Genomic DNA, 19,238 nt, shown 5'->3' with positions numbered 1-19,238 from the left:
GTGGCTGTACCGGCCCAATCGCCGGCTTGCCGGCGATTGGGCCAGTACCGCCAACACTGATTCCCAGCCAACAAAAAGCCCCGACCAGGCGGGGCTTCTTGTACAGCACACTGAACGCCTTACGGGTTCTGCTGGGCCGCTGGGGCCGGCTTGCCAGCCGCCACCACTGCCTCATGCTTGTTACCGGCCATCAGCGAGCTGTAGTAGCGCTCGCCCTTGGCGGCGTCGTACATGCCTTCCCAGCGGGCGATGACCAGTGCCGCCAGGGCGTTGCCGATCACGTTCAGGGCGGTGCGGGCCATGTCCATGATGCGGTCGACACCGGCGATGAAGGCCAGGCCTTCCAGCGGGATGCCCACGCTGCCCAGGGTCGCCAGCAGTACCACGAAAGAAACACCCGGTACACCGGCGATACCCTTGGAGGTGACCATCAGGGTCAACACCAGCAGCAGCTGCTGGCTCCAGGACAGGTCGATACCGTACAGCTGGGCGATGAAGATGGCCGCGATGCTCTGGTACAGGGTCGAACCGTCCAAATTGAACGAGTAGCCGGTCGGGACCACAAAGCTGCAGATCGACTTCGGCGCCCCGTAGGCTTCCATTTTCTCGATCACCCGCGGCAGCACGGTTTCCGAGCTGGAGGTGGAGTAGGCCAGGATCAGCTCGTCTTTCATGATGCGCATGATCTTGATGACCGAGAAGCCGAACAAGCGTGCCACCAGGCCCAGCACCATGAAGGCGAAGAAGGCGATGGCGAAGTACACCAGCAGTACCAGCTTGGCCAATGGCAGCAGCGAGGCGAAGCCGAAGTTGGCGACGGTCACGGCGATCAGGGCGAACACGCCGATCGGGGCATAGTTCATGATCATGTGGGTGACCTTGAACATGGTCTCCGACACGCCCTGGAAGGTACGGACCAGCGGATCGCGCAGATCGCCCGGCAGGCTCGACAGACCCAGACCGAACATCACCGAGAAGAAGATGATCGGCAGCATCTCGCCACGGGCCACGGCCGCGAAGATGTTGGACGGAATCAGGTTCAACAGGGTCTCGATGAACGCATGCTCATGCTGCACTTCGGCCGCGGTGGCCTGGTACTTGGAGATGTCGACGGTACCCAGGGTGCTCATGTCGATGCCGGCACCCGGATGGAACAGGTTGGCCAGTACCAGGCCGACGACGATGGCGATGGTGGTCACCACCTCGAAGTAGACGATGGTCTTCAGGCCGATACTGCCCAGTTTCTTCGCGTCGCCAACCCCGGCGATGCCCACGATCAGCGACGAAATCACGATCGGGACGACGATCATCTTGATCAGGCGAATGAAGATGTCACCGGCTGGCTGCAGGACATTACTGATCCACCATGCCTTTTCTGCACTGAAATGGTTCAGCAGCGCGCCGATCGCAACGCCAAGGACGAGTCCGATGAGGATCTGCCAGGCGAGGCTCAGTTTTGCCTTCTTCATGTCATTACCCTTTCTTTTAATGGTCATGGGTGCCAGGCGGAAAAACGCATCCCAGAGCCTTTGGCAGCACATTGGGCAACGTTGGGCTTCCGTCCGGCGACGCCATCGAAGGTCACCGCAAGCGAGCGTCTGGGCGCTCGGGCCAGCGAAAAAGGCGGCAACTATTGCGACGGGAAGAGGGGCAGTCTAATGCCGGAAACGACTACCCCATGCCGAATCGGCATGAGGCTCGGAGGCAAAAACGCGCATCTGAGAGGGTTGGGCTTCCTGCGTTCGGATTTCCGAACAAGACCAAAGCGCCATTTTTCGGCAGATTTGACAGTGGTCATTTGGATGTTCCGACGCTTTGTTCGACAATCCGAATGGCGCCGAATAGGGCTGCACGGCGATGCACCTTGAGGAAAAAAATTTCGATGTACGGTCGAGGCAAAATGTGCCTCGGGATGAAAAAGCCAAACAATCGGCCCTTTCCTATATAGGCGCCTCGGAAGTCCGGCCTGGCACTTGTGTCGCCTGACACGCCGGCCATGACTTCCGATGCCGCCTTACCTGACCCGGCCCATGACGGAGGTACTCCCTGTACCCCTAGGCCACTCCGATCCTGAAGCAATCAGAACAGCCCGGCCCCCTGGTCATGCGCCACCCCTCCTCGGAGCGGCGCACCATAGAAGCCTGAAAGATAAAAAGGTTCAGCTTCTATCTGGTTACAAACCACAACCTTCGGTCAGTACCACTTCGGGTCGCGCTTGAGCTGCTCACGCAGCATGGCTTTCATGCCCTCGTCTGGGTCACCCAGCCAACGGTATTGCGCGTGGCGGGTAGGCGATTTGTCCGAAGGCAGGCCTTCGGGCACTTCAACGAGCATCCCGTAGGCATCATCCTTGTCCCAACTAAACGCCACTATCAGGCGCTTGTAGGTGCAGTTGCTCTCGGATTCGCACAAGGGCCCGACCAGGTACTTGTCGCCATCCTCGGTAACGGCCGACATCTGCTCCTGAGAGCTGCCGCTGAGGTTGATCACCCAATCGGGCAGGCGTTCCTCGTCTTTTATGGTGTCCTGCCAGGTTTCTCGATATTCGGGGTCCGAACCCAGCAGTTGGCTGACCCGGACCTGGCCGTCATTGGCCGCCATCGTCGCCGCGCTGCCGCCCAGAAGCAGGGCGGCAGCCAGGGCGTTGCATAGCATCCGGCTCATGCTCAACCTCTACCGCGTCCGAAGAAGAAGGAAGCCACGAACAGGACCAGGAAGACGATGAACAGGATCTTCGCGATACCCGTGGCGGCGCCGGCAATACCACCGAAGCCCAGCACGGCGGCGACAATGGCGATGATCAGGAAAGTGATGGCCCAACTCAGCATGATGGTTCTCCTTTCTTTTTCGAAATCTGTCCGGTCAGAACACCCAGCGTTCCTGAATGGCGACGCTCTCCAGGGTGTCGGACGAAACTTTTTCCGCTGGCAGCGGCGATGCCGCTCTCACCAGGGTGTTGGCACGAGTCGACTGCAACTGCGTCAACAATGCGGTCTGCGCCGCGACCTGCTCGGCGAGCCGTGCGGTCTGCCAGCTGTAGTAGAACTGGCCAGCGGCGAGCGTCAGCAGCAGGGCCAGGCCGAGGTACAGGCACTGGCGCCAGGGCAGTTCGGCGGTCTGCGAGCGGTTGACGGATTGGCGATTCATGCCGGCTCCTCCTGCTGTGTTTTTTATTCGAACCTGACAGGGAAGTTGCAGCCTGCATGCCAGCCCGGGCACTCTTTTAAAATCCTTTTATTTCAATGAGTTAGGCAAATTGGAAAACCTTCGTGGGCACGTATCCTGCACGATGGCCTTTTCAAGGTCGTGCGTTTTGCACGATCAGCCTTCGACTTTACTGGCCACTTTCAACAGGTCCGCGTCCACTCCTCTTACGCCGATGATCTGGCGTGCCACTTCGACGGCGATGGTTTTCTGCTCACTGCTGACCACCTCGCCTGAAAGGCGCACCAGGCCTTGTTCGCTGGCCACCTTGAGGTTGAGGCCGTCGAGGTTTCGGCTGAAGCGGTAGCTTGCCTGGATCTTGTCGACGATCCAGTTATCGCTCGGCTGCGGCCCGGTCGGCGCATCCACGGGTTTTTCCCGGGCCTTGGCCATGGCCGCACTGTCCAGGCTGACCAGGTTGTTGACCAGGTGCACCCCTTCGGTGGTGCGCGCCAGCACACCGGCAAGCTCCTTGGCCTCGGCGCTGTCGACCTTGCCGCGTAAAGTCACCACACCCTCACGGCTCTCCACTTCGATCGGTGCCTTCTCGGTGACCGTGCTCCAAAGCAATCGGGCGCGTATGACCGCAGCCAGCGTCGCGTCCTCCAACCGCTGGGCATAGGCGCGCAGTTCCAGCGGGCGCTCGACGAGTTGGGGGTTGACCCGCAGCTGGTTGTCGACCTGTTCGATACCACGGGTCGCCAAGGCGACATGCTCGGCCAGCTGGCGCTCCACCTCGTTCTCCACCTCGCCGGACAGCGTGGCTTTGGGCCCATCCACAGCCACCTCGATACGGAACGGGTTGAGCACCCGGTTGAGCGACAGAGCCGTTTGCAGCGCACCTTCGAGGCGGGCGTTTTGCGCGGTATCGGCCAAGGCAGGCGTAAGCATGGGCAACAACAAGGCTGCCAGCAGGGCGGTTCGAGGGAATACAGGCATGGGAGCACCTCCTTTCGTGGCAAAAATTGAAGATCGTCGCAACTGCCATGCCAGTCGCATGGTCTGTCAAAACGCCCGATCTGTTTCGCATCGGTGAACGAACAGGCCAATGGCTAGCATGCAAACGACAGATTCCTTCAGAATGGACCATGCAACTTGCCCGATTTTTCCGACACTAATTGAGATCAATCCCGAAGGAGCGTAGGAAAATGGAATCAGCCCAGGACAACCAAGGCCGCATTCTGCTGGTGGATGATGAATCCGCAATCCTGCGAACCTTCCGCTACTGCCTCGAAGATGAAGGCTATAGCGTGGCCACGGCCAGCAGCGCTGCCCAGGCCGATGCCTTGCTGCAGCGCCAAGTGTTCGACCTGTGCTTCCTCGATTTGCGCCTGGGCGAAGACAACGGCCTCGACGTACTCGCCCAGATGCGCATCCAGGCCCCCTGGATGCGCGTGGTCATCGTGACAGCCCACTCCGCAGTGGACACCGCGGTGGATGCCATCCAGGCCGGCGCCGCCGATTACCTGGTCAAGCCATGCAGCCCGGATCAATTGCGCCTTGCCACCGCCAAGCAGCTGGAGGTCCGCCAGCTGTCGGCACGCCTGGAGGCGCTGGAAGGCGAAGTACGCAAGCCCAAGGACGGCCTGGACTCCCACAGCCCAGCGATGATGGCAGTACTGGAAACCGCCCGGCAGGTGGCGAGCACCGATGCCAACATTCTCATCCTCGGCGAGTCAGGCACCGGCAAGGGCGAACTGGCACGCGCCATCCACGGCTGGAGCAAGCGAACGCGCAAGGCCTGCGTGACCATCAACTGCCCGTCGCTGAATGCCGAACTGATGGAAAGCGAACTGTTCGGCCATACCCGCGGGGCCTTTACCGGCGCCAGCGAAAGCACCCTGGGGCGGGTCAACCAGGCCGACGGCGGCACCATGTTCCTCGATGAGATCGGCGATTTCCCCCTGACCTTGCAACCCAAGCTGCTGCGTTTCATCCAGGACAAGGAATACGAGCGGGTCGGCGACCCGGTCACCCGCCGCGCCGATGTCCGCATCCTTGCCGCGACCAACCTCAATCTCGAAGAAATGGTCCGCGACGGGCGCTTCCGTGAAGACCTGCTCTATCGCCTGAACGTCATCACCCTGCACCTGCCGCCGCTGCGTGAGCGCAGCGAAGACATCCTTACCCTGGCCGAGCGCTTTCTGGCCCGCTTCGTCAAGGAATACGCACGCCCGGCCCGGGTGTTCAGCGACGAGGCGCGCACGGCGCTGCTCAACTACCGCTGGCCTGGCAACATCCGGGAACTGCGCAACGTTGTGGAACGGGCGAGCATCATCTGCCCACAGGAACGGGTGGAAATCGCCCACCTGGGCATGGCCGAAGCGCCCACCAGCAACGCTCCGCGTATCGGCGCCGCCTTGAGCCTGGACGAGCTTGAGCGCGCGCACATCGGCGCGGTCCTGGCAGCCAGCGATACCCTGGACCAGGCGGCCAAAACCTTGGGTATCGATGCCTCGACCCTGTACCGCAAGCGCAAGCAGTACAACCTATGAAATGGCCGATGAAGCTGCGTACGCGGCTTTTCCTGAGCATCTCGGCGCTGGTCAGCGTCGCCTTGCTTGGTCTGTTGCTCGGGCTGGTGAGCGTGGTGCAGATGGCCACCGTTCACCAGCGGCTGGTGGAGGAAACCACGCGAACACTGGAGATTGGGCTGAAGCTGCGGCAAAACCTCGGTGAGCAGTTGACCCTGATTCTCGACGAACACACCGACTCGCGCAGCCTGCTGGCGTTGCAGGAAGATTTCCAGTCCCTGCTCAACCAGGACCTGGCCGAAGGCGCAGAACGTACCGCTTTCAGCAAGACCAGCAGCAACTACCAGGCGTTTCTCCAGGCCTACCGAGACAGTACGGCACCCGCGCGAAACATGAGCCCCGACCTGCCGCTGGGAGCTGCCTTCCACCAGGTCCGCAACGACCTCATCGACTCCCACAGACAGGCCCTAGAACACATCACCAGCGCAGAGGCCCATACCCGCGATCGCGCCTTGCTGGTCAGTGGTCTGCTCAGCCTGCTTGGCCTGGCAGTACTGGTACTGGGGTTCGCCACCGCACACAACATCGCCCAGCGCTTCGGCCAGCCGATCGAGGCCTTGGCCAAGGCCGCCGACCAGGTCGGCCAAGGCAACTTCGATGTCACCTTGCCGGTCACCCAGGCCAGCGAGCTCAACCAGCTCACCCGACGCTTCGGGCTGATGGCCGATGCCTTGCGCAAGCACCAGGCTACCAATGTCGATGAATTGCTGGCCGGCCAGCAACGCCTTCAGGCAGTGCTCGACAGCATCGACGACGGCCTGCTGATCATCGACCGCCAGGGTTGCCTGGAGCACCTGAACCCCGTGGCCCAGCGCCAACTGGGCTGGGACGCTGGCCGAATTGGCAGCGGCCTGGCCGAGGCGTTGCAACGCCCCGAACTGGAGCAGCAACTTCGCCAGGTCTTGCGCGGCGGTAGCCTGGACCGGCCGCCCGATGACCTGAGCATCGAAATAGACGAGGAGACCCGGCTGCTGACCTACAGCCTTACGCCGGTCTGCCACCCACAGGGGCCGATCCTGGGCGCCGTGATGGTGCTGCATGACGTTACCGAGCAACGTGCCTTCGAACGGGTTCGCAGTGAATTCGTCCTGAGAGCCTCCCACGAATTGCGCACGCCGGTCACCGGCATGCACATGGCCTTCGGCCTGCTGCGCGAGCGCGTGAGCTTTCCACCCGAAGCGCGAGAGAACGACCTGCTCGAGACCATTGGCGAGGAAATGCAGCGCCTGACCCAGCTGATCAACGACCTGCTCAACTTCTCCCGCTACCAGAGTGGCCTGCAGAAGCTGGAGCTGGCCCCTTGCGCCATCGACCAGTTGCTTGAGCATGCTCAGGCGCGCTTCGCCGAGCTGGCCGCGCAGAAGGAGATCGAGTTGTTCATCGACCTGGAGTCGCCTTTGCCACGTATCCAGGCGGATGTGGCCCAACTGGACCGAGTATTGGACAACCTGCTGCACAACGCCATCCGCCATACCGCCAGCGGCGGGCGCATCCGCCTGCACGCGCGGCGGCATGCCGAACGGGTGATCATCGGGGTCGAGGACAACGGCGAAGGCATCGCCTATGGCCAACAAGGCCGAATCTTCGAGCCGTTCGTCCAGGTCGGTCGCAAGAAGGGCGGTGCCGGGCTTGGCCTGGCCTTGTGCAAGGAAATCGTCCAGCTGCATGGTGGCCGCATGGGCGTGTACTCCCGGCCTGGGCAGGGCACCCAGTTCTACATGGCCTTGCCTGTCTAGTGTGGTGTTATTTGTGAAACACCACACTCGGCTACCTGCGGTTGCGCCGCTCGCGGGTGACGAGCACGGTGAACTGGCGGGCGGTGAGTGGGTGAGCGAACAGCCAGCCCTGGCCGTAATTGACCCCTTCGCTGTTGAGCAGTACCGCCTGATCTTCGCATTCGATGCCCTCGGCGATCACCCGCAAGTGTAGGGAATGGGCCATGCGGATGATATGCGGCGCTACGCCACTGCTCGCCGCATCGTGGCCCAAGGCATCGACGAAGGCCTTGTCGATCTTCAGACAGTCCACCGGCAGGGTCTGCAAGTAAGCCAGGCTGCAGTAGCCGGTGCCGAAGTCGTCGATTAGCACCTGATGGCCCACGGCCCTCAGGGCCTGCAGGTTGTTACGCGCCACCACCACATCGATCAGGCCACGTTCAGTCACTTCGAAGGCTATCTGGCTGGCAGCCACCCGGTGATGCGCCAGTAGCCGGGCCGCCACCCGGCCGATACGGGGGACCATGACATCGCACGCCGCGAGGTTAACCGAGATATACAGTTCAGGGTTGGCCCGCAGCAACTGGCTCAGCTGCTCCAGTACCCGCTGCAGGACGAAGTCGGTTATCTGGCGGATCTGCCCGGTGTTCTCGGCCAAGGGGATGAACAGCTCCGGGCTGGTCAGGGTGCCATCGGGCCGTAGCCAGCGCACCAGCGCCTCGGCACCGACGCAGCGCCGGCTGTTCAATTCGAAGATCGGCTGGTAGAGCACCTGCAACTCTCCCCGGCGCAGGGCGTTCTGCAATTCCGAACTCATCGATCGCCGTTGCAGAATCAGCTGCAGGACCAACCAGCCGATGCAGCACGCCAACACCAGGCTGCCAGGGAACAACAGCCAGAGCATACCGTTCATTTTCAGGGGCAGGCTTGCTCGCGGCGCGATCAGCACCAGTTGGTAGTCCGGCGATTTGGTCTGCATGTAATAGAGCAGCCGGTCATCCTGTTCCACCAGGGGCTGGCGCGACGGCGGCGGCCAATCAGCCGCCGGCGGCCAGCGCTGGGGCGGGCCAAGCACCGGGATGGCGCGGCTGCCGTGGTCGAGGACCACCAACACGCTGCTGCCCAGGGGCAGGTCGACCACATCGGTGAGGTGCCCCCGCGAAGTGGAGACCAGGAACTTGCCCCGGCCAAGCATCAACGCCGCCAGGTTCTCGTTGGGCTCAGTGGAGGTATTGAGCCAATAGCTGTAGGTCGGCCCTTGGATGTCCGGGGCCCGGAACGGCTCGATGGCTCGTTCGCCGCCGCGGTTGGAGCACGCTTCGGCACCATCGACGTACGCCGCCTCATAGATGAAACGCGAACTCAGCCCCACTTGCTGCAACGCGGCGATCATTGCGGCATCGCAACCACGCAACGGTTGCGCCTGGAGCTGGTCGACCCCTTCGCGCAGTTGCCCGAAGATCTGTTCCAGCCGCTCCAGGAAACGCTCGCCCCGGGCATTCATCTGCGCGCTTTCGTTCTGCTTCACCTGCTGGAAGGCCACGCCGAGGCTTGCCGTGAGCAACAGGACGGCGCTGGAAAATGCGGCCAGCCCAGCCAGCATCCAGGGACGGTGGAAAAATTGACGCAGTGCCGCAAGGAACGCTGACATCGCAGACATCCAGTTGATTACCAAGAGGTATAGCAACTGTGCACGCGGTCAGCGTTGCCGTTGGGCGCAATCCCGGCCCGTTCGGGGCAATAACCGATCAGCGTGTGCGGTTGAGCACCTGCAGCATGGCGGCGGTCTGGGCGTCAGGCATGCCATCGAAGCGCTGCGGGCGGAAGCGCATTTGGAAAGCCGCGATTACGTGACGGGTGGACACATCCAGCTCGCCGGTCTGGGCGATGGCGTAGCCGAAGCGTGCCAGCTGCTGCTGATACCAGGTGATCGTCGGTGGGTTGACGCTGAAGTAGGCCTGCTGGCGAGCCACCGCATTGGCCTCTGGCCACACGCCCAGCCCAGCATCGGCCAGGCGTTTCCAGGGGAACATCGGCCCCGGGTCGAGCTTGCGCAACGGTGCGATGTCGCTGTGGCCAATGATGTGCCGGGGGTCGATATTGTTGCGCTTGACGATGTCCTTGAGCAGGGCGATCAACGCCTGGACCTGCGCCTCGCTGTAGGGGTGCCAGACTCGCCCGTTGGGCGTGTCGGTGTAGCCTGGGTTGACGATTTCAATGCCGATGGAGCTGGAGTTCAGCCAGGTGCGGCCTTGCCATTGGCTATCGCCGGCATGCCAGGCCCGGCGGCTCTCGTCGACCAGCTGGTAGACCGTGGCCGGCCCGTCGCCGATCAGGTAGTGGCTGCTAACCTCGCCATGGGTCAGCAGGGCCAGGGAGCGTTCCAACGAAGCGTTGGTGTAGTGCAGGACCACGAACTGGATACGGCTGTCGTGGTTGACCGAAGGGTGATTGCGGTCGATGCGCAAGCCAGTGGAACAGCCCACAAGCAACAAGAGCAACAGCCCGCCAAATAGCGTTTTCATGAAAGAGGGCACATCAATGATTGCGTAAGCGCTACAGTATAACGTGCCCCCTGGTCCGGTGCTTCAGTAAGCGACCATCAGCGGGTGCACATGACAAGGAATTCCAGCGAGTTGTCACCACTGCTTCCGTTCTTGTCGACCAATTGGGTCATCACATCGACTTTGGCCATCACGGGTTTACCGATGACCTTGGCCTGCCCATACAGCTGCCGGTCGTAATCGCTCGCATCGATGGGGGACACACTGCAAAAGCCGGGGTCCTGGTGAACGAGACGCTTGTTCAGATGAAGCTTGTACAAACTGAAGTAGTTTGGCTGAGGCTGGTGCTCGACCTTCACGATCCATTCCGGCCATTGCCGAAGAACCGTACCATCCGCCGCCACATGGGCGGTGAACAGGTGTTCCTTGGCCACTACGGAAGTCTGAATACCCAGACCGATTACCAATGCTGCAAGCCCTTTGGTGATTTTCATCAGCTACTCCTGTCTGATCAACGCGCCGTCGCCTGACCATCAGGCATACGGCAGGCAATTGTCAGACCGAGACAGGTGTCAGTTGCAGTACATATCTATGCCTGTTCCACCCGGTTGCGCCCCTGGTCCTTGGCGCGGTAGAGCGCGGCATCGGCACGCTTGAGCACCTGGTCGGCGCGCTCACCGACGCGGAACGCACTGAAACCGATGGAGGTGGTGATGACCACCCGTTCTCCCTTGAAGTGGAACGGGCAGGCCTCGACCGTCGCCCGCAGCACCTCTGCCAGCTTGGCGCCGACCTCCGGAGCGGTCTGCGGCAGCAGCAGAACGAACTCCTCCCCGCCGAAACGGGCAATGAAGTCCTGCCCACGCAGGCGTTTGCGCAGCTGGCTCGCGACGATCTTCAGCACCTTGTCCCCGGCCAGGTGGCCATAGCTGTCGTTGATGCGCTTGAAGTGGTCGAGGTCGAGGATCGCCATCAGCAGGTTGCCGCCTTGGGTCTGCCATTTCTTCACTTCCTGCTCCACACGCTCCGACCAGGCCGCGCGGTTGGGCAGGCCGGTCAGGGGGTCGAGCAGGGCCTTCTGGCGCTGCTCCTCCAGGTGCTCGCGATAGCCGTGAGCTTCCTGCTCCATGTTCTGCACGCGCTCGGCCAGGCCTTGCAGGCGGCTCGCCAGCTCCTGTTCACGGCGGTCGCGCTCGTGCTGGTGTTCGTCCATGGTGGACAACAGGCCTTCCAGGCGGGTCTCCAGCACGCGCTTGAGGCTACCCAGGTCAGCCGCGCCCTGGACGCTGCTCTGCAGCCCGTCGACCTGCTCACGCAACTGGTGATCCAACTGGCGGGCAGCGCTGCTGTTGTCGGCATGCCCGGCACTGGCCTCGTGCAGATGGCTCTGGAAGGTGGCCAGGCGTTCGTTGAGCTGTTGCAGGTAGGCCTCGAATTCATGCTGGCCGCTGTCGGTGATCGCCAGCATCAGCACGGCCAGGTCATCCAGTACCGGGATCAGCTCGTACCAGTTCAGCCCCCGTGACACCCGCTCACGCATGGTCTGCGCCTGGGCCTTGTAGGGCTCCGGCAGGCTCAGGTCATCGAGCAACCCGATCAACGTCTGCTCGATGTGCATGGCAACCATGCTGTAGGGCGGTTCGACGGCATCGGGCAGGGCGAAGGAGCCCTCGCCGGGGCCATCCAGAGTTGTCATCGGCAAGGCCTCTGGCGCCTCGACCTCGACCGGTTGCGGTTGCAGCTCTGGCGCCGGGGGCTGGGTGGCAGGTGCCAAGACCATTTCTTCCGAGGGCGTCATCGGGTCGATGGGCTGCGCCTGCGCGTCTGGCTCGTCCAGGGGAGGGGTTGGTTCTTGCGGCTCAGCCAAACGTTGCAGGGCATCCACGTCGACCGGAAGCGAAGGTTCACTTGGCGGTTGAGGTGCGGGGTCGACATGAGTGACATCTACCGATGCGGCGGCGGGCTCCGCCTCGGCCTCACGACCGCCAAACAGCCGCTGGAGAAAGCCTGGCCGTATGTCTTCGTCCGGTCGTTGCAGCGCGCTCAACGCCCGCCCCTGCAGACCACTGAGCTCGCTCAGCAGGGGCGGTAACTCGCGGGATTGGCTGACACCCACCTCAAGCTTCTTGGACAGCTTTTTCAGCGGGCGAGCCACCTCGCCGGGCAACGACAAGCCCTGCAGCTGGTCAACCAACGCGGTCAGCGCCTCGCTGACCTGGGTCATGCGCGTCTCGCGGCGCTGCTCGGAGTCGAGCACGGCCTTTTCCAGGCGTGGCAGCAGCCCTGCCAGGCCAGCATCCATATTGTCGCTGCGGATGACTTCGCGCAGCTCCTTCATGCACTGGTCGACAGTCTTGTCGCTACCCTCGGCCGCCAGGGTGCTGCGCACCAGACCACGACGCAACAGGTCCAGGCGAGCCTCCCAGCGGCGCTCGAGCTGCTCTTGTCGTTCAATGCTCTTGAGGTACTTCTCTTTCCAGCGCTCGCCTTCGTCTGTCATGCCTGAATCCGCGAACCGGTGATGGCAACTAGCCCAAAACCGGCAGCGTATCCACAGTCAATGCATCAGGCAAACGAATCTCGACGGCAACCGGAAGGTGATCGGAAATCGGCTGGGCCAATACCTCGACCCGTTCCAGGGTCAGGCTTGGGCTGAGCAGGATATGGTCCAGGCAACGCTGTGGTCGCCAGCTGGGGAACGTAGCCTCGACCTGGGGGGCGACCAGCCCAAGGTCACGCAGCGGCGAATGCTCGAGCAGGTCGGTGGCGTGGGTGTTCATGTCTCCCATCAGCACCTGGTGGCGATAGCCGCCAATCAACTCGCGCACGTAGGCCAGTTGCCGGGCACGGGTCTTGGCACCCAGGGCCAGGTGCATCATCACCACGATCAGAGCATCGTCGCCTTCGCCGAAACGTACCAGGATCGCACCGCGGCCGGCAGGACCGGGCAGGGGATGGTCCTCCAGGTGCTGGGGCTTGAGCCGGCTGAGCACACCATTGCTGTGCTGTGCGAAACGGCCCAGGTTGCGGTTCAATTGCTGGTACCAATAGGGGAAGGCACCGAGCTGGGCCAGGTGTTCGACCTGATTGATATAACCCGACCGCAGGCTGCCGCCATCGGCTTCCTGCAAGGCCACCAGGTCGAAATCGGCAAGCAGGTCGCCGATTTTCTGCAGGTTGCCGGCACGCCCGTTGTGCGGCAGCAAGTGCTGCCAGCTGCGGGTCAGGTAGTGCCGGTAGCGCTCGGTGCTGATGCCCACCTGGATATTGAAGCTGAGCAACCGCAGACGCCCGTCCTCAGGCAGGCCAGGGGCCTGCAGGTGGTGTTCGTTGACCTGCGGTTGTCGCAGGCCAACCAGACGGGTGGACCGAAAGCGGTTCATGGGCAACGCCGCTTACTTGGCGGCGCGCTCCTTGGCGATCAGCTGGTCGGCGACATCCAGCACGCCTTCCGGCCCGCCGGCGGTACCCAGGTCGAAGCGGTACTTGCCGTTGACCACCATGCTCGGCACGCCGGTGATTTCGTATTTCTTCGCCAGGTCCTTGGCCTGCTGCACCTGGCCTTTGATGGCGAAGGAATTGAAGGTGGCGAGGAACTTGCCCTTGTCCACACCCTGGGTGGCCAGGAAGTCGGCCATTTCCTCAGGCTTGGTCAGGCGCTTGCGCTGGTTCTGGATGGCATCGAAGACCGCGGCGTGGACCTTGTGCTCGACACCCATGGCTTCGAGGGTCAGGAACATCTGGCCGTGGGCGTCCCAAGGGCCGCCGAACATGGCCGGTACGCGCTTGAAGTGAACATCGGCCGGCAGTTTCTCGGCCCATGGATTGATGGTCGGTTCGAAGTGGTAGCAATGCGGGCAGCCGTACCAGAACAGCTCGACGACTTCGATCTTGCCCGGTTCGGAAACAGGGACAGGGTTGCTCAGCTCGAAATACTGCTGGCCCTCGACAGGCTCCGCAGCCTGGACGGCGGTCATTCCGAATACGCTGGCGGCGACCAGCGCAGCGCTGAGAATCAGTTTACGCATGCTTTACTCCTGAGCAGTCATTGGTCGCCTCGACGCGACCGGTACTGTGACCGGCCGGGAAGGGCTCGAGTTCTCTAGTGTACGGCTACGGACGGAAAAAAGGACGGCCCGAGCCGCCCTTTCATCTTTGCCGCACAGCATTAACCGAATGTTAATGCATGGGCCGGTTCGCGGGTAAAGCCGCTCCCACAGGTACAACGCCAGCCTTGCAGGAGCCGGCTTGCCGGCGATAGGACCCCACAGGCCTCAGTGCAGCCCCTGGATATAGCTGGCCAAGGCCTCGATGTCCTTGTTGCTCAGCTTGCTGGCGATCGAACGCATGGTCATGGCATCGCCGTCGTTGGTGCGGTTGCCTTCACGGAAGTCGGTGAGCTGCTTGGCCACGTACTGAGCATGCTGGCCGCCCAGGTGCGGGAAACCGGCCAGGGCGATGCCAGCGCCGTTCGGCGAGTGGCAGCCCGTGCAGGCCGGCATGCCTTTCTCCAGGTCTCCGCCGTTGAACAGCGCCCGGCCACGCTCGACCAGTTTCGGATCGGCTGCGCCGACGCTGCCTTTCTGGCTGGAGAAATAGGCAGCGATATCGGCCAGGTCCTGGTCGCTGAAGTTGGCCAGCATGCCGGTCATTTCCAGCACGGTGCGCTTGCCGGACTTGATGTCGTGCAGTTGTTTTTCGAGGTAGCGCTGGCCTTGGCCGGCGAGTTTGGGGAAGTTCGGCGCCAAGCTGTTGCCATCGGGGTTGTGGCAGGCTCCACAGACAGCTGTCTTGGCCTGGCCGGCAGCAGCATCGCCTTTGATGGGTTGCGCAGCATTGGCCGCACCTGCGACACCCATGGTCAACAGCAGACTCACGAATAGTTTGTTCATCAGCTAATCCAACACGGCTAGGGGTGAAATGTTATGTATCGGGGCTGCCGCTCATCCAGAGGATGAGGTTGCGGTAGTCCTCGTTACTGCAATCCATGCACAATCCACGCGGCGGCATAGCCTTGAAACCCTGGGTAACATGTGCCACCAGTGTCTCCATGCCTTGCGCCAGCCTGGGTTCCCATGCTGCCCGGTCTCCCTGTTTAGGGGCCTGGGGCAACTGGCCGGCGTGACAGGCCGCACAGGTGCGGTTGTACAACGCCTCGGGATCCTGTGTAGCCTGAGCGCTGAAAATCGGCAGGAACAAACCGACAGCAAGCAGCCATTTCGCCATGCGCAACGACCTTTCAGGGTTGGGGGCCGCGCTGCGTTCTGATGCGCGAGCTATTGTTCGACACCCCATGCACATCACCCTACGCCGGGATAATGCGCACACAAAAACTGGGGCATTATATACTTCCGCCATCCAAACGGAAACGACACCGCTTGCCGCGCCCAGTGCCTGAATGGCGGGCCTTGGCAACACCCACATCGGATATCCCATGCAAGTCAAAAACCCCATCCTCGGCCTCTGCCAGAAAGCCAAATTCGCCCTCAGCGCCGCCAAGGTCGAACAATGCCCTCAAGACCAGGGTTACGAGGTGGCTTTCGCCGGCCGTTCCAACGCCGGCAAATCCAGCGCCCTCAACACCCTGACCCATGCCAGCCTGGCGCGTACCTCCAAGACCCCGGGTCGCACTCAGTTGTTGAATTTCTTCAGTCTGGACGATGAACGGCGTTTGGTCGACCTGCCGGGCTACGGATATGCAAAAGTGCCGATTCCGCTCAAGCAGCACTGGCAGCATCACCTGGAGGCCTACCTGGGCAGCCGCGAGTGTCTGCGCGGGGTGATCCTGTTGATGGACGTGCGTCACCCGATGACCGATTTCGACAAGATGATGCTCGATTGGTCCAAGGCCAGCGCCATGCCCATGCACATCCTGCTGACCAAGGCCGACAAACTCACCTTCGGCGCGGCCAAGAACACGCTGCTCAAGGTGCAATCGGAAATCCGCAAGGGCTGGGGCGACGGGGTGACCATCCAGCTGTTCTCGGCCCCCAAGCGCATGGGCCTGGAAGAAGCCTACGGCGTGCTGGCCGAGTGGATGGAGCTGGAAGACAAGCCAGTCATTTGAAGGTTTGCTCGTAACTTGTAGGAGCGGGTTTACCCGCGAATGCGGCGGTGCATCCGACATCGCATTCGCGGGTAAGCCCGCTCCTACAGGGTTCTCTACAAGCCATAAGTCAAATTCCGGGCAAAAAAAACCCCGGACTTCGTATGGGGAGGGAGAAGTTCGGGGTTCAAGTCCGGACCGCTAGGGCGGGGTCCGGGTATCTGCCAACACTTAACACAACATAGGAGCATCGAAAGGCTTCACCAGCCATTCAGTTACTCTGAGTCCCGGTTCACCGGTTTAGTTCCAAAGCCTTGGAAACTATTTGCGATAGTTTCATGAAACTTGAGAACCCCTGGCACTGAGCCTTAGCGGATCCACGACACCACGTCGCAGATCCTACCCTGCCTTCAGGCTCCGATTCAGTGAGCTTCGTCCCAATTCGAACCAACACCTACTTCCACCAGCAGCGGAACATCCAGTTGCGCGGCGTTGCTCATATACGGGCGGATCTGTTCCTTCACCTGCTCGACCAGGTCCTCACGCACTTCCAGCACCAGTTCGTCGTGCACCTGCAGGATCACTCGCGCGTCCAGGCCGCTGTCGGTCAGCCAGTTGTCCACTGCCACCATGGCGCGCTTGATGATGTCCGCTGCGGTGCCCTGCATCGGCGCGTTGATCGCCGTGCGCTCGGCGCCCTTGCGCAGTGCCGGGTTCTTCGCGTTGATGTCCGGCAGGTACAGGCGCCGGCCAAAGAGGGTTTCGACGAAGCCCTGCTCGGCGGCCTGGGCACGGGTACGTTCCATGTAGGCCAGCACGCCTGGGTAGCGAGCGAAGTACCGATCGATATAGTCCTGGGACTGCTTGCGGTCCACGCCGATCTGCTTGGCCAGGCCGAAGGCGCTCATGCCATAGATGAGCCCGAAGTTGATCGCCTTGGCGCTGCGGCGCTGGTCGGTGGTCACCTGCTCCAGCGGCACGCCAAAAACTTCGGCGGCGGTGGCGCGGTGCACGTCCAGGTCGTTGCGGAAGGCGTGCAGCAAACCTTCGTCCTTGGCCAGGTGGGCCATGATGCGCAGCTCGATCTGTGAATAGTCGGCGGCCAGCAACTTGTAGCCGGGGCTGGCGACGAATGCCTGGCGGATGCGCCGTCCCTCGGCCGTACGCACCGGGATGTTCTGCAGATTCGGGTCGCTGGAAGATAAACGCCCGGTGGCAGCCACGGCCTGCTGGTAGGAAGTGTGGATACGCCCGGTGCGCGGGTTGATCTGCTCCGGCAGCTTGTCGGTGTAGGTGCTCTTGAGCTTGCTCAGGGAGCGGTACTCCATCAAAACCGTCGGCAGCGGGTAGTCCTGCTCGGCGAGCTCCGCGAGCACGGCCTCGGCGGTGGAGGGCTGGCCCTTGGCGGTCTTGCTCAGCACCGGCATGCCCAGCTTGTCGTAAAGGATCACCCCGAGCTGCTTCGGCGAGCCCAGGTTGAATTCCTCGCCCGCCAGGGCGAAGGCCGTGCGCTCGAGCTCTGCCATCTTCACGCCCAGCTCGGTGCTCTGCACCTTGAGCAACGCAGCATCGACCAGTGCGCCTTGGCGCTCGATCTTGGCCAGCACCGGTACCAACGGCATCTCGATGTCCATCAGCACCGGCTGCACGCTGGGCGTCTTGGCCAGGCGTGCCTGCAGGGCATGGTGCAGGCGCAGGGTGATGTCGGCGTCCTCGGCAGCGTAGGGGCCGGCCTTGTCCAATGGGATCTGGTTGAAGGTCAGCTGCTTGGCACCCTTGCCGGCGATGTCCTCGAAGGCGATGGTGCTGTGATCCAAGTACTTGAGCGCCAGGCTGTCCATGTCGTGGCGGGTGGCGGTGGAGTCGAGCACGTAGGACTCGAGCATGGTGTCGTAGGCCACGCCCCGCATCTGGATACCCTGGGTCGGGTCGCCACCGATGGCGCAATTGGCCAGGATGTTGATGTCGTACTTGGCGTTCTGGCCGATCTTGCCTTTGGCAGGGTCTTCCAGCAGCGGCTTGAGTGCCAGCAGCACACTGTCACGGTCCAGCTGGGCAGGCGCGCCTTCGTAGTCATGGGCCAGCGGCACGTAGGCGGCTTCGTGGGGTTCGACCGCGAACGATAGGCCCACGAGCTTCGCCTGCTGGGCGTCCAGGCTGGTGGTCTCGGTGTCGAAGGCGAACAACGGTGCCTGGCGCAGCTTGGCCAGCCAGACCTCGAAGCGCGCCTGGTCGAGGATCGTCTCGTACTTGGGTTCGGCCTTGGCCTGCGGCGCTTCCAGCGGGGCAATGGCCTCGCCCGCCTGGGCGGCGTCGCGCTGCACCTCGGCGATCCAGCTTTTGAACTCCATCTCGGTGTACAGCGCCAGCAGGGCTTCACGGTCGGGCTCGCCGCACACCAGCGCCTCGACCTCGATATCCAACGGCACATCGACCTTGATGGTCGCCAGCTCATAGGACAGGAACGCTGCGTCACGGTGCTCCTCGAGCTTGGCCGGCAGGCCCTTGGCGCCGCGGATCGGCAGGGCCGGTACCTTGTCCAGGTTGGCGTACAGCTCGCTCAGGCCGCCGCCGATACCGGTCAGCAGGCCGACTGCGGTCTTCTCGCCAACGCCAGGCACGCCGGGAATGTTGTCGACCTTGTCGCCCATCAGGGCCAGGAAGTCGATGATGTGTTCCGGGCCGACACCAAATTTCTCGTGCACGCCAGCCACGTCCAGGACGCTACCGGTCATGGTGTTGACCAGGGTAATGTGCCCGTCCACCAGCTGTGCCATGTCCTTGTCGCCGGTGGAGATGACCACTGGCCGGCCCAGGGCCGCGCTGCTGCGCGCCAGGGTACCGATGACATCGTCGGCCTCGACCCCTTCGACGCACAGCAGTGGGTAGCCCAGCGCCTTGACGCTGGCATGCAGCGGCTCGATCTGCACCCGCAGGTCGTCAGGCATGCTGGGGCGGTTGGCCTTGTATTCGGCGAACATGGCATCGCGGAAGGTGCCGCCCTTGGCGTCGAAGACCACCGCGAACAGGCTGTCCGGATACTGCTTGCGCAGGCTCTTGAGCATGTTCAGCACGCCCTTGACCGCACCGGTGGGCATGCCCTTGGACGTGGTCAGCGGCGGCAGCGCATGAAAGGCGCGGTAGAGGTAGGAGGAACCGTCCACCAGGACGAGGGGCGCTTGGCTCATGAGGAGAATCAACCTTTTCGGCAGGTCCGGCGCTAGAATAGCGGGAA

17 protein-coding genes are annotated in these 19,238 nt (G+C 62.5%); 3 read left to right on the top strand and 14 right to left on the bottom strand.

Features of this window, described 5'->3' with window-relative positions:
- Positions 1–119: 119 nt before the first annotated feature.
- From gltP to ACNFCI_RS04935, 5 genes are all read right to left on the bottom strand, one after another.
- A complete protein-coding gene (gene gltP, locus ACNFCI_RS04955; RefSeq protein ID WP_368828689.1) occupies positions 120–1,469 on the bottom strand; it encodes a glutamate/aspartate:proton symporter GltP in 1,350 nt (449 codons plus the stop codon).
- Between the two features lie 724 nt (positions 1,470–2,193).
- Positions 2,194–2,664: an inhibitor of vertebrate lysozyme family protein gene (locus ACNFCI_RS04950; protein WP_368828690.1), complete on the bottom strand. Its 471-nt coding sequence runs from the start codon at positions 2,662–2,664 to the stop codon at positions 2,194–2,196.
- 2 nt (positions 2,665–2,666) lie between these two features.
- Positions 2,667–2,828, bottom strand: coding sequence for a DUF1328 domain-containing protein (locus ACNFCI_RS04945; RefSeq protein WP_003252966.1), 162 nt, complete (start codon positions 2,826–2,828; stop codon positions 2,667–2,669).
- A 34-nt stretch (positions 2,829–2,862) separates the two neighbouring features.
- Entirely contained in the window at positions 2,863–3,147 is a 285-nt protein-coding gene (locus ACNFCI_RS04940) for a hypothetical protein (RefSeq protein ID WP_368828691.1), read from the bottom strand.
- A 174-nt stretch (positions 3,148–3,321) separates the two neighbouring features.
- Positions 3,322–4,143 carry a BON domain-containing protein gene (locus tag ACNFCI_RS04935; protein WP_368828692.1) on the bottom strand — a complete coding sequence of 274 codons (822 nt, stop codon included), beginning with the start codon at positions 4,141–4,143 and terminating at the stop codon, positions 3,322–3,324.
- Positions 4,144–4,352: 209 nt separating this feature from the next.
- On the opposite strand from ACNFCI_RS04935, the gene algB reads away from it, so the two are divergent.
- Positions 4,353–5,699 (top strand): sigma-54-dependent response regulator transcription factor AlgB, encoded by a 1,347-nt coding sequence (algB, locus tag ACNFCI_RS04930; RefSeq protein ID WP_416767521.1) that lies wholly within the window; start codon positions 4,353–4,355, stop codon positions 5,697–5,699.
- Positions 5,696–7,474, top strand: coding sequence for a KinB sensor domain-containing domain (locus ACNFCI_RS04925; RefSeq protein WP_368828693.1), 1,779 nt, complete (start codon positions 5,696–5,698; stop codon positions 7,472–7,474). Before algB ends, ACNFCI_RS04925 begins: the two co-directional genes overlap by 4 nt.
- 31 nt (positions 7,475–7,505) lie before the next feature.
- Here ACNFCI_RS04925 and ACNFCI_RS04920 read toward each other — a convergent pair whose 3' ends face one another.
- The 8 genes from ACNFCI_RS04920 to ACNFCI_RS04885 form a co-directional block, all read right to left on the bottom strand.
- Positions 7,506–9,104, bottom strand: coding sequence for an EAL domain-containing protein (locus tag ACNFCI_RS04920; protein WP_084855173.1), 1,599 nt, complete (start codon positions 9,102–9,104; stop codon positions 7,506–7,508).
- A gap of 97 nt (positions 9,105–9,201) precedes the next feature.
- Complete coding sequence (locus ACNFCI_RS04915; RefSeq protein ID WP_368828694.1) at positions 9,202–9,978, bottom strand: N-acetylmuramoyl-L-alanine amidase; 777 nt, start codon at positions 9,976–9,978, stop codon at positions 9,202–9,204.
- Positions 9,979–10,055: 77 nt separating this feature from the next.
- A complete protein-coding gene (locus ACNFCI_RS04910) occupies positions 10,056–10,451 on the bottom strand; it encodes a hypothetical protein (protein ID WP_368828695.1) in 396 nt (131 codons plus the stop codon).
- Between the two features lie 95 nt (positions 10,452–10,546).
- Positions 10,547–12,457, bottom strand: a complete 1,911-nt coding sequence (locus ACNFCI_RS04905; protein WP_368828696.1) for a diguanylate cyclase — start codon at positions 12,455–12,457, stop codon at positions 10,547–10,549.
- Positions 12,458–12,485: 28 nt separating this feature from the next.
- Positions 12,486–13,340: an endonuclease/exonuclease/phosphatase family protein gene (locus tag ACNFCI_RS04900; RefSeq protein ID WP_368828697.1), complete on the bottom strand. Its 855-nt coding sequence runs from the start codon at positions 13,338–13,340 to the stop codon at positions 12,486–12,488.
- A gap of 12 nt (positions 13,341–13,352) precedes the next feature.
- Entirely contained in the window at positions 13,353–13,985 is a 633-nt protein-coding gene (dsbA, locus tag ACNFCI_RS04895) for a thiol:disulfide interchange protein DsbA (protein WP_324811997.1), read from the bottom strand.
- A 246-nt stretch (positions 13,986–14,231) separates the two neighbouring features.
- Positions 14,232–14,849: a c-type cytochrome gene (locus ACNFCI_RS04890; RefSeq protein WP_084855179.1), complete on the bottom strand. Its 618-nt coding sequence runs from the start codon at positions 14,847–14,849 to the stop codon at positions 14,232–14,234.
- A 31-nt stretch (positions 14,850–14,880) separates the two neighbouring features.
- Positions 14,881–15,183: a c-type cytochrome gene (locus ACNFCI_RS04885; protein WP_084855180.1), complete on the bottom strand. Its 303-nt coding sequence runs from the start codon at positions 15,181–15,183 to the stop codon at positions 14,881–14,883.
- A gap of 208 nt (positions 15,184–15,391) precedes the next feature.
- On the opposite strand from ACNFCI_RS04885, the gene yihA reads away from it, so the two are divergent.
- The gene (yihA, locus tag ACNFCI_RS04880; RefSeq protein WP_224457539.1) at positions 15,392–16,024 is read left to right on the top strand and encodes a ribosome biogenesis GTP-binding protein YihA/YsxC; all 633 of its coding nucleotides are present in this window, start codon (positions 15,392–15,394) and stop codon (positions 16,022–16,024) included.
- Between the two features lie 401 nt (positions 16,025–16,425).
- On the opposite strand, the gene polA is transcribed toward yihA, so the two are convergent.
- The gene (polA, locus tag ACNFCI_RS04875; RefSeq protein WP_368828698.1) at positions 16,426–19,191 is read right to left on the bottom strand and encodes a DNA polymerase I; all 2,766 of its coding nucleotides are present in this window, start codon (positions 19,189–19,191) and stop codon (positions 16,426–16,428) included.
- Positions 19,192–19,238: the final 47 nt, after the last annotated feature.

This window comes from Pseudomonas sp. NY15356, assembly GCF_048068175.1.
Taxonomy (GTDB): domain Bacteria; phylum Pseudomonadota; class Gammaproteobacteria; order Pseudomonadales; family Pseudomonadaceae; genus Aquipseudomonas; species Aquipseudomonas putida_K.
The sequence above is the reverse complement of the archived record's forward strand: the minus strand, read 5'-3'. Positions and strand labels throughout refer to the sequence as shown.